The organism is Terriglobales bacterium (assembly GCA_035573675.1).
Lineage (GTDB): Bacteria > Acidobacteriota > Terriglobia > Terriglobales > Acidobacteriaceae > DATMAB01.
Genome location: DATMAB010000007.1, coordinates 19,171 through 33,644 on the forward strand (window position 1 = coordinate 19,171; position 14,474 = coordinate 33,644).

At 65.2% G+C, this 14,474-nt stretch carries 12 protein-coding genes; 11 read left to right on the top strand and 1 reads right to left on the bottom strand.

Annotated features, from left to right (window positions below):
• Positions 1-62: 62 nt before the first annotated feature.
• Complete coding sequence (gene hisS, locus VNK82_01210) at positions 63-1,328, top strand: histidine--tRNA ligase (GenBank protein ID HXE89560.1); 1,266 nt, start codon at positions 63-65, stop codon at positions 1,326-1,328.
• A gap of 87 nt (positions 1,329-1,415) precedes the next feature.
• On the top strand, positions 1,416-1,571 hold the full coding sequence (locus VNK82_01215) for a hypothetical protein (protein HXE89561.1): 156 nt from the start codon (positions 1,416-1,418) through the stop codon (positions 1,569-1,571).
• Between the two features lie 140 nt (positions 1,572-1,711).
• On the opposite strand, the gene VNK82_01220 is transcribed toward VNK82_01215, so the two are convergent.
• Entirely contained in the window at positions 1,712-3,604 is a 1,893-nt protein-coding gene (locus tag VNK82_01220) for a multicopper oxidase domain-containing protein (protein ID HXE89562.1), read from the bottom strand.
• A 100-nt stretch (positions 3,605-3,704) separates the two neighbouring features.
• On the opposite strand from VNK82_01220, the gene aspS reads away from it, so the two are divergent.
• From aspS to VNK82_01265, 9 genes are all read left to right on the top strand, one after another.
• On the top strand, positions 3,705-5,582 hold the full coding sequence (gene aspS, locus VNK82_01225; GenBank protein ID HXE89563.1) for an aspartate--tRNA ligase: 1,878 nt from the start codon (positions 3,705-3,707) through the stop codon (positions 5,580-5,582).
• Positions 5,583-5,656: 74 nt separating this feature from the next.
• A complete protein-coding gene (locus VNK82_01230) occupies positions 5,657-6,220 on the top strand; it encodes a hypothetical protein (GenBank protein HXE89564.1) in 564 nt (187 codons plus the stop codon).
• Between the two features lie 66 nt (positions 6,221-6,286).
• Positions 6,287-6,730 (top strand): IS200/IS605 family transposase, encoded by a 444-nt coding sequence (gene tnpA, locus VNK82_01235; GenBank protein HXE89565.1) that lies wholly within the window; start codon positions 6,287-6,289, stop codon positions 6,728-6,730.
• A 421-nt stretch (positions 6,731-7,151) separates the two neighbouring features.
• Positions 7,152-7,595 carry an IS200/IS605 family transposase gene (gene tnpA / locus VNK82_01240; protein HXE89566.1) on the top strand — a complete coding sequence of 148 codons (444 nt, stop codon included), beginning with the start codon at positions 7,152-7,154 and terminating at the stop codon, positions 7,593-7,595.
• 902 nt (positions 7,596-8,497) lie between these two features.
• The gene (locus tag VNK82_01245) at positions 8,498-8,947 is read left to right on the top strand and encodes a group I intron-associated PD-(D/E)XK endonuclease (protein ID HXE89567.1); all 450 of its coding nucleotides are present in this window, start codon (positions 8,498-8,500) and stop codon (positions 8,945-8,947) included.
• A 36-nt stretch (positions 8,948-8,983) separates the two neighbouring features.
• Positions 8,984-10,939 carry a DNA mismatch repair endonuclease MutL gene (gene mutL, locus VNK82_01250; GenBank protein ID HXE89568.1) on the top strand — a complete coding sequence of 652 codons (1,956 nt, stop codon included), beginning with the start codon at positions 8,984-8,986 and terminating at the stop codon, positions 10,937-10,939.
• On the top strand, positions 10,936-11,805 hold the full coding sequence (locus tag VNK82_01255; GenBank protein ID HXE89569.1) for a hypothetical protein: 870 nt from the start codon (positions 10,936-10,938) through the stop codon (positions 11,803-11,805). The genes mutL and VNK82_01255 overlap by 4 nt, the downstream gene beginning before the upstream one ends.
• Positions 11,802-12,476: a (d)CMP kinase gene (gene cmk / locus VNK82_01260; GenBank protein ID HXE89570.1), complete on the top strand. Its 675-nt coding sequence runs from the start codon at positions 11,802-11,804 to the stop codon at positions 12,474-12,476. The genes VNK82_01255 and cmk overlap by 4 nt, the downstream gene beginning before the upstream one ends.
• A 263-nt stretch (positions 12,477-12,739) precedes the next feature.
• A complete protein-coding gene (locus VNK82_01265; protein ID HXE89571.1) occupies positions 12,740-14,473 on the top strand; it encodes a HEAT repeat domain-containing protein in 1,734 nt (577 codons plus the stop codon).
• Position 14,474: the final 1 nt, after the last annotated feature.

Consider the following 14,474-nt stretch of genomic DNA (forward strand, 5'->3'; position numbering starts at 1 on the left):
GTCAAATGGCGGAAAGCGGAGAGCGGAAAGCGGAGGGCCGGGCGATTCGAGCCGTCCGTGGAATGCGCGACCTCTTGCCGCCGGAGACGGCGGTGTGGAACTTCGTCGAGGCCGCCGCCCGCGACGTCTTCCGCGTCTACGGCTTCCACGAGATCCGCACCCCGGTCATCGAGGACTTGGCGCTCTTCCAGCGCTCCGTCGGCGAAGAAACCGACATCGTCGCCAAGGAAATGTTCGCCTGGGAAGACCGCGCCCGCGCGGAAAGCGAAAAAGGCCAGACGCTCGCCCTGCGCCCGGAAAACACCGCCGGCGTGGTGCGCGCCTACATCGAGCACAAGCTGTGGGAACGGCCCGGCCTGCAGCGCCTCTTCTATATGGGGCCGCAATTCCGCCGGGAGCGCCCGCAGAAAGGCCGCTACCGGCAGTTCTACCAGATCGGCGCCGAAGTCATCGGCCCGCCCAGCGCGGGCAGCGAATCGCCCGCCGTGGACGCCGAAGTGCTCGAGATGCTGGCCACGCTGCTCGACCGCGTGGGCCTCTCCGGATGGACGCTGCATCTGAACTCGGTGGGCTGCGCGCACGACCGCCCCAAATTCAACGCCGCCCTGCGCAAGGCGCTTGCCGGTGTCGTGGGGAACATGTGCGCCGACTGCCGCCGCCGCGCGGAAACCAATCCGCTGCGCGTCTTCGACTGCAAGGTGCCCGCCGACCAGCCCATCATCGCGAAGCTCCCCCGCATGCTGGAGTTCCTCGACGACGCCTGCCGCGCCCACTTCGCCGAAGTGCAAGCGATCTTGCGCGCCGTCGAAGTCCTCTTCGTCATCAACGACCGGATGGTACGAGGCCTGGATTACTATAGCCGGACGGCTTTCGAATTCACGCATGGAGCGCTGGGGGCGCAGAATGCGGTGCTGGGCGGCGGGCGGTACGACGGGCTCTCGGAAGCGCTGGGCGGGCCGCGAGCGCCGGGGATCGGGTTCGCCATCGGCGAAGACCGCATGGTGATGGCGCTGGGGGAAGCGGCGGCGGCCGTGCAGCCGGCGCTCGAAGCTTACGTGGCGCCGCTGGGCGCGGGCATGAACCGCGAGGCGGCGCGGCTGGCGCGCGAATTGCGCCGGCACGACATCGTCGTCGAGACCGGCGACGAAGGCTTCCGGCTCAAGAAGTCACTGGAGACGGCGAGCAAGCTGGGCGCGCGCTGCGTGGTGATCGTGGGCGAGAACGAAGTGAAGGCAGGCGCATTCGCGGTGAAGAATCTCGCCACGGGCGAGCAAGTGAGCGTGCCGCGGGAGGAACTGGCGAAGAAGATACAGGCGCTGAGGGGATAAGAAGCGATAAGCGATAAGCCGTAAGCGGTGAGCGGTAAGCGGTAAGCAATAAGCGATCAGCGGAAAGCGGAAAGCGGAGGGCGCGCAATGTCAGCCGGTCGGGAAACGGTGAAGGCGGGCATCAGCTTCGGGACGGCGCTGGCCATGATCCTGTCCTGGAGCCGGAACGGGTCGATCCTGTGGGCCATGGTGCACGGCGTCTGCTCGTGGTTCTATGTGATCTGGTTCGCGCTCACGAGATAACAGCAGTGGTCGGTGGCTAGCGGCTAGTGGCCAGAAGACTTTTCAGCTGCAGGGTATTTCAAGGCCTGACGGAAGGCTGCTCGCGTTCACCGTCTTTCTCATAACGGTTTGCTGATTGCTGAGTGCCGAGAGCTGGCTTTCTAGGGCTGCACTTCGAAAATCTGGGTCAGCTTGGTCTTGAAGAACGGTAGCCAGACTTCGAGCGTGAGGTCGCCGGGGCGCTGGGGAATGTACTCGAAATCATACGTTTCGCCAACGGTGATGTTCTGCTGGGCCGTGCGCACGACGGCCTGCGCCGCTGGCAGTTCCGCGCCATCCTTGCCCACCGCGCGCCAACTGACGGCCTGGCCGTCCGAGCGCAAGGAGATGACCGCGTCCGCGTCATTGGTCGCGATGTTGATGAAGCGGAAGCGGTAGCGCGTGCCAATCTTGAGCGCGAGGGCTCCCGGCTGCGGGCTGCCGTTGAGCAGGAGCGGATAGACCGACTCATCGGGGCCGGCACGGGCGATGATGAAAACCTGGTCGGTCTCCGGATCGAATTTCTGGCCCGGCTCCAGCACGATCAGCGGTCCGTACAAACCACCGGTGAGCTGCAGCACGTCGTGCCAATGGGTGTGGTAGATGTAGGTTCCCGCGCGCGGCGGCGTGAAGCGGGCGACGAAACTGCCGCCGGGCGCGATGGGCGGGGTGATCTGGCGCGAGCCGCCCCATCCCGGCACGCCGTCGTAATAGCTTTCCAGCTCCATGCCGTGCCAGTGCACGGCGGTGGGATCGACCAGGCGATTGACCACGGTGATTTCGACCGGCTGGCCGCGCGTCAGCACCAGCGGGGCGCCGGGAACGGGCGGCGGGCCGGGCGTCTCCGTATCCTGCTCCTCGAGCTTGTAGCCATACCCTACGGGCAAGATGCCGGACGCGGGCCGCGGCTCGATCAGCAGGCGCAGCTTGCGGACAGCCTTATCGGAGGTCGCGGCGGCGGCGTCCAGCCCAGAATCCGGCAACACATCGATTCCGAGCACCAAGCCGCCCATGCCGGCAGCCTTTTTCGCATGTGAGGCCAGCGGGGGTTTCGAGCCATCCAGGGGATGGGAGTTGAGATCGAGCTCGTCGGACATGTGCCCGGTCATGTGGCAATGGAAGACCCAGCGACCGGTACGGTCAGGGGACCAATCGAGCGACATGGTGGAGCCAGGAGGCATGTGCTGTGTGACTGCAAGCGGCCGTTCACGATCAGGGAACAGGCGGTCACGGTCCGCATCACCGAGGCTGTTCACCCGGTAGAAGAATCCGTGCAGATGCATGGCGTGGTCGGAGGGGGTGGCATTGATGACCCGCCAACGAACGGTTTCTCCCTGGCGATACGTCAGACGCTCCGAGTGAGGCCAGGATCTTCCGTTGATGCCCATCACTTCGCGGAACGGGCCTTTCGACAGCCCTGTCATCCAGAGATTGATGACGAAGACGCGGTCGTCGGCCGTTGTTCCCGGCGGGTCGACGATCAAGGCCCCGGTCAGTAGCGCCTCCTTGCCGAACTGTGGCATCTCGTTGTCAATTGGCGTGAGCAGCGTGATAGCGGCGAGCTGGGCGCTGGTCTGCGGCGTGCTGCGGGCTTCGTAGAAGTACGTGCCAGGTTCGCCGGCGGGGAAGCGGACTTCACGCATGGCGCCAGGCGGGACTTCGAGGGGCGGCGCCGAGCCCGGACGCTGGTGCAGGCCAAAGACGAACATCGCCACCGGCAGGCGATTGCGGACCGTGGCGTGCACCACCGTGCCCTGGGGCACGCGGAGGAGCGGTCCGGGGATCTGCGCGGCGTTGCCTTCCTCCGCAAACGAATAGACCGCAAGGTGCGGCCCGCCTTCCTGCTGCGGAAACCACAGCGCCTCGACGATCTCCAGGCGCAAGGTCAATTCACCATTGCGTAGCGTGCCGGCGGGAACGCGGTTGTCATTGGCGCGCGCTGCCGGTGTTTGCGCGGCGACCGTGGAAGAGAGAGAGAGCAGACAAGCCAGCAGAAGCGAGTAGAGTCGCGACAAGGTATCCCCGAGCAGCGTTGTTCCGAATCGAATGGCCGCAGCATAGCGAGGAACGCAGAGCGGGTCAATCGGGCCGGCGAGACGGCGGCGCTACTCTATAATGGGCGATTCCGCAGAGGCGGAAATCTTCGCATTCAAGGGCCATTACTTGCTCGATTTTCTGGGTGATCTGCGGCGCACGCACACCTGCGGCGCTTTGCGCGCGGGCGATGCCGGCCGGCGCGTGGTGCTGATGGGCTGGGTGAACCGCCGGCGCGACCTGGGCAACCTGATCTTCGTGGACGTGCGCGACCGCACCGGCGTCACGCAAGTGGTCTTCAACAAGGAGCGCGACGCCCGGCTGCACGAGCGCGCGGGCGAGCTGCGCGGCGAGTACGTCATCGCCGTCATCGGGGAAGTGAAGCAGCGCGACGCGGCCACGGTGAACAGGAACATCGCCACCGGCGAGATTGAAGTGGTCGCCCATGAGCTGCGCATCCTGAACGAATCCAAGACGCCGCCGTTCTCGCCCGCCGAGAGCGTGCTGGCGAACGAGGAAGTGCGGCTGAAGTACCGCTACATCGACCTGCGGCGCGCCGAGATGCAGGCCCATATCGAGTTGCGGCACAAGGTGGCGCTGGCCATCCGCAACTATCTTTCGTCGGCCGGCTTCTTCGAGATCGAGACGCCATTCCTCACCCGCTCGACGCCCGAAGGCGCGCGGGACTTCCTGGTTCCCAGCCGCGTGCATCCGGGGTCGTTCTATGCGCTGCCGCAGTCGCCGCAACTGTTCAAGCAGATCCTGATGATTTCCGGCTTCGACAAGTATTTCCAGATCGTGCGCTGCTTCCGCGATGAAGACCTGCGCGCCGACCGACAACTGGAGTTCACGCAAGTCGATCTGGAGATGAGCTATCCCCAGCCGGAGCGCGTCTTCGAGGTGACGGAAGGATTCCTGAAGGCGGCGTGGGCCGCGGCGGGTGTGGAGTTGCCCACACCGTTCCCGCGCATGACCTACGACCAGGCCATCCGGCAGTACGGCAGCGACAAGCCCGACCTGCGCCTGCCGCCGCTCACCGATGTGCGCCCGTGCTTCCAGGCGTCGGAACTCGAGACGCTGAAGATTGCTTCGGGCCCGGTGGTCGCTATCCGCATTCCGAAAGTCGGCGAGCTCTCGCGCAAAGAGCGCGACGAGATCAAGACGCTCATCGCCGACCGCAAAGAGGCCAAGGTCTTCGAGGACATCAAGCGCCTGGAAAAGTCGTTCCCGGAGTCGGTGGCGAAGATCCGCGCCGCCGCGAAATTCGAAGATGGCGACCTGCTGGTGATCGTCGCGGGCGACTCGCGCCCGGAGGCGCACAAGTCCGAAGGCGGCGTGAAGCCGGAAGTGAAGCAGCACGACTACGCCGTCTCCACCGCGGCCGGCGCGCTGCGCGTCGCCCTGGGCCAGAAATACGCCGAGCGCCATGGCGCTTTCACCGGCGACCGCAAGGATGCGAAGTCCTACCGCTTCCTCTGGGTCACCGACTTTCCCATGTTCGAGTACGACGAGCGGATGCAGACCTGGGCGGCGGCGCATCATCCCTTCACCTCGCCGTACGAAGAAGACATCGCGCGCATGGAGCAGGACCCGGGTTCGGTCCGCGCCCTGGCGTACGACGTGGTGTTGAACGGCAACGAGCTGGGGTCGGGCTCCATCCGTATCCATCGCCAGGACGTGCAGAAGAAAGTGTTCCGCGCCCTGGGCATGACGGACGAAGAAGCGCGACAGCGCTTCGGATTTTTCCTGGAAGCTCTGGAATACGGTACGCCGCCGCACGGCGGCATCGCGCTGGGCCTGGACCGCATGGTGATGATCCTGGCCGGCGCCGACAGCCTGCGCGAGGTCATCCCCTTCCCCAAGACGGCGAAAGCGGTGGACCTGATGGTGGACGCCCCCACGCCGGTCAGCGAAGCACAGTTGAAGGAGCTGGGGATCGAGGTGGAGAAAAGGAAGTGAAACCGATGGTTTTACGGCGCGTTCGGCTCGCGGCCTGGATTGTGTCACTAACGCTGCTATCCGCGTTAGTCGCCGTGGCAGGGCTGCTCTACTTGTTCGAACGCACCTTTTCGCGGGATCTCGACGCTTCGCTGAGGAGGGCAAGCGTCGAGGAACTCGCGACCGTTGGCAAGAAGGTCGTTGCGGATGCTGTGGTGATGAGAAGCGAAAATAAGTCGCGCGCTGACGCAGTTCCACTGCCGCAGGGCTACCTTGTGGCATATAAGCAGGATCCGGAAGGCTTCAAGGCTGACGCGAAACTCGCGGAAACGTGGCTTCATGCGTTTTTGGTCGCGCAGCGAGTACTTGAGTCTGGTCCAGAAGGGAAATGGGTGCGACCAAGCGATGCCCTTGACTTTGTAAGACCTACAAATCGAGTCGATGCATGGGGAAATGCTTTCTGTGTCCTGCGTCGCGAGGAGGTGGTAGCAGTCGTCAGCGCCGGAGCGACCGCTAAAGCATCGCCTAAGTGCCTCGATGTACGTATTGACGAGAGCGAACTGATGCTATTGCCGAGAGGCTACCTTTTGGAAACGCCCGCCAGCAATTACGTGCTTATTCAGCAACGCCCCAGTCGCGAAGCGACGCCAGCTCGATAGCCCAGCACGTAAGTGCTGGGGTAGGAAGTTGGAAAGAAGAACCCGAGTCCCGAAGGGACGGCACCCATGCCGCAATCGCTGGTCAGCAACCGTGTGCACGTGATCTTCAGCACTCGGGAGCGCCGACCCTGGATCACGCTGCAGCATGAACAGCGGTTGTGGAACTACGTCCTGGGTATCGGCAAGAACAAGGGCATTCCCGTATTGGCAGTCGGCGGAATGGAGGACCACATTCACGTCCTGATCGCCCTGCCAGCGGCCGTGCCGCTCGCCAAGGCCGTGCAGATCATGAAGGCCAATTCCTCGCGCTTCATGCGGGAACGCGGGGCGCATTTCGAGTGGCAGCGAGGGTATGGCGGTTTCAGCGTGGGCGCCTCGGCGGTGGATGCGACTATCGAGTACATCCGCAATCAGAAGAAGCACCACCAGAAACGGGACTTCAAGGCGGAGTTCCTGGCGTTCCTGAAGCGGTACGACGTGGAGTACGACCCGAGATACGTGTTCGACTAGGGTGCCGTCGCTTCGCGACTCGGGATTTCTTTGCAACCCTTACCCAGCACTTACGTGCTGGGCTATCGAGTTTCCGTCGCTTCGCGACTGGGTTGCTTCGTATCAGGGCACGGCTTCAGCCGTGCCGCCCGGCGCAGTTAGAATGGCCGGCTTTAGCCGCTGCGGATCGGGAGTCTTACGAGAAACATTGTGAGTACATCAAGAAGAATCCCGTAGAGGGACGGCTGGCGAGGGCGCCGGAGGAATTTCCCTTTAGCTCCGCTTATCCCGGTTATGAACTTGACCCGCCTCCCCAGGGGCTAAAGCCCATTTGCTAGAGAGGGCTCGTTCGGCACGGCTGAAGCCGTGCCCTGATACGAACCTACCCCTTGCCCAGTAAGAAATTAGAAAGAAGAACCCGAGTCCCGAAGGGACGGCACCCATGCCGCAATCGCTGGTCAGCAACCGCGTGCACGTGATCTTCAGCACTCGGGAGCGCCGACCCTGGATCACGCTGCAGCATGAACAGCGGTTGTGGAACTACGTCCTGGGTATCGGCAAGAACAAGGGCATTCCCGTATTGGCGGTCGGCGGAATGGAGGACCACATTCACGTCCTGATCGCCCTGTCGGCGGCCGTGCCGCTTGCCAAGGCGGTGCAGATCATGAAGGCCAATTCCTCGCGCTTCATGCGGGAACGCGGGGCGGATTTCGAGTGGCAGCGAGGATACGGCGGTTTCAGCGTCGGAGCATCGGCCGTGGAGGCGACCATCGAATACATTCGTCATCAGAAGGAACATCATCAGAAGCGCGATTTCAAGGCGGAGTTCTTGGCGTTCCTGAAGCGGTACGGCGTGGAATACGACCGGAAATACGTGTTCGACTAGGGTGCCGTCGCTTCGCGACTCGGGTTTTCTTTGCAACCCTTACCCAGCACTTACGTGCTGGGCTATCGAGTTTTCGTCCGCCTACGGCGGACTGGTGTTTGCTGTCGTCACGGCCGGTTCGCGCGCGAAAGGTCCGCAGCGGCTAAAGGCGGTCATCCTACCGTTCGTGTCGGCACGGTCGCTCCGCGAGTCGGGCCTGAAGGCCCGGCCTGCCAAGCGGTGTGCCGATATGAAGGCAAGGTGCCGTCGCTTCGCGACTCGGGTTTTCATTGCAACCCTTACCCAGCACTTACGTGCTGGGCTATCGAGTTGCCGTCGCTTTGCGACTGGTTGCCTGGTGTGGTCATCGTCTGATTCCGCACGGAAATGGGCGCCGCACCCAACCCAGCACTTACGTGCTGGGCTCTCGCTTCCTTCGGCGGACTGGGTGTGGCGGTGCAATCACGCTTGAGACCGGCCCCGAGTTCGGAAGCCGAACAACCACATGATCTTTTCCAGGCCGCCCGGGTCCCCTTGCCAGCACTTACGTGCTGGGCTATCGAGTTGCCGTCCGCCTGCGGCGGACTGGAGTGCCGGCGCAATAATGCTTGAGGCCCGACCCCGGGCTCGGAAGGCAGACAGCCAAGATCGTTTCTTCCCGGCCGGCCGCAATCCGCGCGGCTTCAGCCCGTGCCCTGATCCCAAAATGACTCACTGAACGAGCCCTCATTCAATCCGTCCGCACCGCTTGTCAAGAGCCAAAAAGTGTCATTTTTCCGCTATTTCATTGGCTGCAAAGCAAATATAATTTTAGGAAAAATGTGACAATGGTCCTATCCAACATGCTATTCTTAACTTAGATAGTCAGAAAAGGAGAAAGAGGGGGACGCCGCCTGGCGTCCCCTTTTCCATTTACCCCACCTATGTCTCCTCTCATCAAGCATCCCAAGCGCCGCGGCGAGTGGGTCGAGCTGCAGTTCATGGCCCGCGCCGCTTCCCACGGCCTGACGGTTTCCCAGCCCTGGGGCGACAGCGCCCGCTATGACTTTGTGGTGGAGCACCGGGCCCGCTTCAGCCGGGTGCAGGTCAAGTCCACATCGTTCTGCAGCGGAGGCGCGTACGTGTGCAACACGATTTCCCGGCCGCCGGGGCGAACAGACAACGGCACCGGTTACACGGCGGAGGAGATCGACTTCTTCGCGTTCTTCGTGATACCCGAAGACGTCTGGTACATCGCACCCGTCACAGCGCTGCGCCGGACGCGCTACGCGGCCTACCTGAATCCGCACGACCGCCGCAACAAGTACTTCCGCTACATGGAGGCCTGGCACCTGCTCAAGAAGGGCCCGGACGATCGGCGCACTTCCGGGTGAATCCGCGGCCTGCTTTTCTTGGGGCACTCCAGTACCATGGACGAGTCCATGGCGCGCATTCACATCCTGCCGGAGCACGTCGCCAACAAGATCGCGGCGGGCGAAGTGGTGGAGCGCCCGGCGTCGGTGGTGAAGGAGCTGCTGGAGAACGCTCTGGACGCCGGCGCGGGACGCATCCGGGTGGAGGTCGAGGCGGGCGGCAAGAAGCTGATCCGCGTGACCGACGACGGTTCGGGCATGGTGCGCGACGATGCTTTGCTGGCCTTCGAGCGCCACGCCACCTCGAAGATCAAGGACGCCGAAGACCTGCTGACGGTGGCCACGCTGGGGTTCCGCGGCGAGGCCCTGCCGTCGATCGCTTCGGTCTCGCGACTGCGGCTGGAGACGCGGGCCACCGCCGAAGCTGCCGGCACGGTGATCGAGATCGCCGGCGGCAAGATGCACAGGGTGGAAGAAGCCGGGCTGCCGGCGGGGACTTCGGTCACGGTGCGCGACCTGTTCTTCAACACCCCGGCGCGCAAGAAGTTCCTCAAGGCGGAGGCCACCGAGCTTTCGCACATCGCGCAACTGGTGACGCACTATGCGCTGGCGCATCCGGAGAAGCACGTGGAGCTGCACTCGTCGGCCAACGCCATGCTGGTGGCCTCACCGGTGAAGACGCACGCCGAGCGCATGTTCCAGATCTTCGGGCGCGAGATGCTGGAACAGATGGTGCCGGTGGCCGCCGAGGCGCAACTGGAGCGCGTGGGCCTGCCCGCGCCTCCGCCGTGGGTGATCGAAAAGCGAAAGAAACAGGGGGAGGAGTACGAAGCGCCGGAACCGGGAGCGATGCGGGTGCGCGGGTTCGTCTCAAGGCCGGAGTTGCAGAAGCTGAACCGGAACTCCATCTTCGTGTTCGTCAACGGGCGGTTGATCCGCGACCGGCTGCTGCAACACGCGCTCAGCGAGGCGTATCGCAACATCCTGCCGGGGGGAGTTTTTCCGGTGGTGCTGCTGTTCCTGGAGATGCCGGCGATGGAAGTGGACGTGAACGTCCATCCCTCGAAGACCGAGGTGCGCTTCCGGCAGCAGGGCGTGGTGCACGACCTGGTGCGCGACACGGTGCGGGCGGCGCTGGTGGCTGCGCGTCCGGTGCCGCAGTTCACGCGCGAGATTGCGGCGCAGCCCACGGCGGCTGCGGCGCTGACGCCGGGAGCGGGCGGCGGAGTTGCTCCCGCCGGAGACGTGGCAGACTTTGCGCTGCAGCCCGAAGAGTTGCCGCCGCAGACGGCGCGGCTCGCCTTCCAGGGCGGGATCGAAGTGGAAGCGAACGCGGCCGTGCCCGCCGCCTCCGTCGCGCGTGCAGTGCCGGTCGCCGGCGGCGAGCGCTGCGGAGGAGCCATCGCGGCGGGAGCGTCGAACGGGCCGGCGGCTATCTCTTCGCTCCGGCCGCTGGGGCAAGTGCGCGATTCGTTCATCCTGGCGGTGGCCGAGGACGGGTTGTGGATCGTGGACCAGCACGTGGCCCACGAGCGCGTGCTGTTCGAGCGCGTGCTCAGGCAGCGGGGCGCCGCGCGCGTCGAGGGCCAGCGGCTGCTGATGCCGCTGATCGTCGGGCTGACCCCGGCGCAGCAGGCCGTGTTCGAGCAGATCGCCGACGAGTTGCGCGGCAACGGCTTCGAGGTCGAGCCCTTCGGCTCCCGCACGCTGGCGGTGAAGACGGCGCCGGCGGGCGTCGAGGCTTCCGACATCGAGCGGCTGCTCACGGAATTGCTCGAGGGCTGCGAGCGCGAAGAGCAGGCTGTGAACCTGGAGAAGCTGCGCACGCGCATCGCGGCCTCCATCGCATGCCATGCGGCGATCAAGGTGAATACGCCGCTGGATGGGAAGAAGATGGAATGGCTGCTGGGCGAGCTGGCGAAGACGGAGTGCCCGTTCTCCTGCCCGCACGGGCGGCCGGTGCTGCTGCGGTATTCGCTGGAAGAGATCCAGAGAGCGTTCAAGAGGATATGACGGAAAAGGAACTCCACGAAGCGCGGCGGGCGCGCTGGCGGCTGGACGGGCGCCCGGTGCGGACGGCGGACGACGCGGCCGGGTTCGTGGAGTCGGTGGGCATGTGCGCGCTGCATCCGCAGCCCGAGCTGCTGCTGCCCAGCTTCGTGGGGGCGTGGGTGGGCGGCGACGAGCGCCTGCCCACGGCGCAACGCGCCTTCGAGGACGAGCGAGCACACGCGGCGCGTGAACTGGCGGTGGAGCTGCTGCGGCGGCGCGCGGCGTTCGAGTCCAATCTGCTGGGCGAGAACGTGCTGCTGGTGGCTGGTTCCGTCTTCCCATTTTTTTATGCGCTGAAGGGAGACAAGAATCCGCGGGCGGAGCTGAAGCCGGGGCGGCGGGAGAGGATCTCGCCGCTGGCGGCGGACGTGTTCGGCGCCATCCAGAAAGGCGGGCCCATGAGCAAGCGGCGGCTGCGCGAGGCGCTGGGCGGGGAGCCTTCGGAGGCGGCGCTGGACCGTGCGCTGGGCGAACTGTGGGCGCGGCTGCGCATCATGCGCGTCGATTACCGCGCGGGTGAAGGCGCGCTGTGGGATACGCTGCTGCGCTGGGCTCCGGAGGCGGTGAAGGAAGGACTGCAATTGAGCGTGGGCGAGGCGCTCTCGGCGCTGATTTCACGCTATCTCGAAGCGGTGGTGGCGGCCGAGCGCAGCGAGATCGAGAAGTTCTTTTCCTACTTCGCGCCGCGTTCGCGCGTGCGCGAGAACATCAACGCGCTGCTGGGTGCGCGGGAACTGGCCTTCCACAGCGTGGGCGCGAAGACGCTGCTGGAGCTGGCTCCGGTGCGCGAAGCCGGGCGGCGGACCGTGGCGGCACAGAAACCATGAGCGTCGCGAAGAAGAAGCTGATCATCGCCATCGACGGTCCGGCGGGCGTGGGCAAGAGCACGGTGGCCGCGCGGGTGGCGCGCAAGCTGGGCTACGTCAACATCGAGAGCGGGGCGATGTACCGGGCGCTGGCCCTGAAGGCCATACGGAATGATGTGTCGTTCGATGACGGGCCGGCGCTGGCGCGGCTGGCGCGGCAGTCGCGCATCGAGCTGGAGCCCGTGCAGGACGGAAACCGCGTGCTGCTCGACGGCGAGAACGTCTCCGCCCGCATCCGCGAGGCGGACGTGAGCGAAGCGGCGTCGCGGGTCTCGGTGCATCCCGAGGTGCGGGAGTGGATGGTGGCGCGCCAGCGGGAGATGGGCAAGGGCGGCGGGGTGGTGATGGAAGGCCGCGACATCGGCACCAAGGTCTTTCCCGACGCCGACCTGAAGATTTTTCTTGAGGCCTCGCCGGAGGTGCGCAGCGAGCGCCGGCTGAAGCAGCATGCCGTGCCGAAGAAGGCGCGTGGGGCGGTGGCCAAGGAGCTGAAGGAACGGGACCGGCGGGACCGCACGCGGCAGGCTTCACCGCTCGAGCCGGCGCCGGATGCGGTCATTCTGGACACCACGCACCTGGGCCTGGACGAGGTGTTGCAGCGGGTAATCCGGCTCATCGACGAGCGCCGGTAACTGCTTTCCCTGATTGGGATTACCACTGGGTATCCCGTCCGTAATGGCACCTAAGTGGGGTTCCGTCGGAATTAATTTTCCGGTAAACACAACGTTAGGTATACTGGCTCGCTTTGAACGGCGGGCTATGGCCGGAGGTGTCGGTGGAAGAGACACTTTCGACAGGGCCGCGGCCGGTGTTCGCCCCCCGACGGACGTATTGCGCAACGCCCAAGTGCAAGCAGTGAGACCAGAAGTGCAATTTTGCTGTCTGAGGCGGTCCCGTGCTTCTGTTTGAGGACTTAATTCTCATCACCGTGTGGTTGGCGACCGCGGTGGTGATCGTCAACCTGGTGTTCCTGGTGTTCGTGTTCTACCGCCGCTGGGCACGCACGCGGTACTACCGGGCGAAGGACGAAGCCAAGGAACGCTACCGCCGGGCGGTGGCGGACTTCATGGCGCTCTCGGTGGGGGTGGAGCCGACGGCGCAGTTGCTGCGGGACGCCCGCAGCGAGGCGGAGAAAGACGGCGTCCTGGACCTGCTGAGGGAAGGATTGGCGGGGCTGACGACGCCGCGCCATGTGTCCTCCTCCTCGGGAATGCGCACTCCTTCGAGCGCGGGGCGGATCGCGTCAAGTTCCGGCCGGCTGCAGTCGGGCACGGGACGCATCACCTCGCCGACGATTGTGGTGGGCCAGGCGCTGGAACGGGTGAGCGAGCTGCTGTTCGCGCTGGGCTACATCGAGGGCTGGGCGCGGACGGCGTTCGGGCGCGGGCGGGCGTCGGAACTGGTGAAGCGCTCGCTGAACAAGGAAAAGACAGCGGTGAGCACGGAAGTGCGTCAGAGTCCGCTGAACCGCATCCGCCGGATGCGGATCTTTTCCGTGCCGCGGGCGCTGGCGGTGGACAAGCTGGGCAGCCTGGCGGCCGATTATGCCCATGTGTTCATGGCGGAGGCGCTGCACGATCCGGCCACGGAAGTGCGCAGCGTGGCGGTGGCGGCCATGGGGCGGGCACGGCATCCGGCGGCCATCCCCTTGCTGCTGGAGGAGCTGCGCAAGGCGCTGGAGGAGGGCAACGACGTTTCTTTGCGCTCCACCAAAGCGGCGCTGTGCTCCTACCAGATGAGCGACCTGGAACTGTTCGTGCCCTACGTGCGGCATCCCAACCGGCGGCTGCGCTTCTTCGTGATCGACACCATGCGGGAGATCTCCAGTCGCGCGGGGCGCAGCATGCAGCTGACGCGGCGCGGTTTTCCCGACGAACTGTGCTCGCTGCTGCTGGAGCACTCGGTGAACGACGTGTTCGCCGACGTGCGGGCGCGGAGCGCGGCGCTGGTGGCGCAGTTCCGCGATGCCCAGGCGGCCGAGGCGCTGCGCAAACTGCTGAAGGACGAGAACGAATTCGTACGGCTGCACACGGTGCGGGTGTGCGGCGACCGCTATTACGGGGACCTGATCCCGGACATTCTGCGCTGCCTCTCGGACTCGAAGTGGCGGGTGCGGGAGGCGGCGGTGGGAACGTTGCGGGCGTTCGGGATGGCGGGGCTCAACGAGCTGTTCCGCTACTTCGCGGCGACCTCGGACCGCTATGAGAGCGAACAGATCGCCGAGGAGATCCAGCGCACGGGAATGATCGAGCAACTGGTGACGGCGCTGGCTTCGGGCGGCGAGGCTTCGCGGCTGGCCGACGCGGTCTGCCGCAAGATGGCCACCATGGGCAAGACGTCCTTGCTGCTGAACGCGGTGGCGGCGCGCATCCCGCAGGAAGCGCGCATCCTGCTGATGGACGCGCTGATGGTGGCGCCGACGGCGAAATACATGTCGATCCTGGAGACGCTGGCCGAGACCGACGGCGGGCCGGTGGGCGACAAGGCGCGCGACCTGCTGCGCCAGGCGGTGAGCCGCAGCGGGCAGATGAGCGCAACGCCTTCCTCGGGGCGAGGGTTTCCGTCGGGGTCATCGGGGCGCGGATTTCCTTCGGGGTCATCGGGCCGGGGAACCCCGAGCCGGGGATAAA

Bases quoted from the DNA above. Each gene is read 5' to 3' on its own strand.
- mutL (HXE89568.1), top strand. From the start codon at position 8,984: ATGGACGAGTCCATGGCGCGCATTCACATCCTGCCGGAGCACGTCGCC.
- VNK82_01245 (HXE89567.1), top strand. From the start codon at position 8,498: ATGTCTCCTCTCATCAAGCATCCCAAGCGCCGCGGCGAGTGGGTCGAG.
- VNK82_01215 (HXE89561.1), top strand. From the start codon at position 1,416: ATGTCAGCCGGTCGGGAAACGGTGAAGGCGGGCATCAGCTTCGGGACG.
- cmk (HXE89570.1), top strand. From the start codon at position 11,802: ATGAGCGTCGCGAAGAAGAAGCTGATCATCGCCATCGACGGTCCGGCG.
- hisS (HXE89560.1), top strand. From the start codon at position 63: ATGCGCGACCTCTTGCCGCCGGAGACGGCGGTGTGGAACTTCGTCGAG.
- tnpA (HXE89566.1), top strand. From the start codon at position 7,152: ATGCCGCAATCGCTGGTCAGCAACCGCGTGCACGTGATCTTCAGCACT.
- VNK82_01255 (HXE89569.1), top strand. From the start codon at position 10,936: ATGACGGAAAAGGAACTCCACGAAGCGCGGCGGGCGCGCTGGCGGCTG.
- tnpA (HXE89565.1), top strand. From the start codon at position 6,287: ATGCCGCAATCGCTGGTCAGCAACCGTGTGCACGTGATCTTCAGCACT.
- aspS (HXE89563.1), top strand. From the start codon at position 3,705: ATGGGCGATTCCGCAGAGGCGGAAATCTTCGCATTCAAGGGCCATTAC.